Here is a 335-nt window from a genome sequence, read left to right as displayed (position 1 = left end):
AATCACTAGGGGTAGTATATTCCATTAAAACTTCGGCAGATGTTTTGCCAAAAATATCAGAGAATACCGTATGGTATTCCGGAAATGTCTGATCTAATACCACAATAGCTTTTCGTTTTAAATCACTCACGCTATGTACAAGGGAGCTTCTGAAACGACTCAATTGTTTTAATGCCAGCATGGTTTCATTAGCTAAGGGTGTCTCTGTAAATCGTCCAAAGCGAATCACGTCTGCAATTAAGGTTGCGTCAATGGAATCAGTCTTACGTTTTCTAATTTCTGTTCCTTTTCTCCACGCATTTGTCTGAAGGGGATTTAAAACAATGACAGAAAAC

1 protein-coding gene is annotated in these 335 nt (G+C 38.2%); it reads right to left on the bottom strand.

Annotated features, from left to right (window positions below; genetic code table 11):
• A partial coding sequence (locus tag FE392_RS21195; protein ID WP_319932038.1) for an IS110 family transposase occupies positions 1 to 335 on the bottom strand: 335 nt, incomplete at both ends.

Origin of the sequence: Xenorhabdus santafensis, from assembly GCF_033949405.1 — a bacterium.
Lineage (GTDB): Bacteria > Pseudomonadota > Gammaproteobacteria > Enterobacterales > Enterobacteriaceae > Xenorhabdus > Xenorhabdus santafensis.
This window is presented reverse-complemented; position numbering and strand designations above follow the sequence as displayed.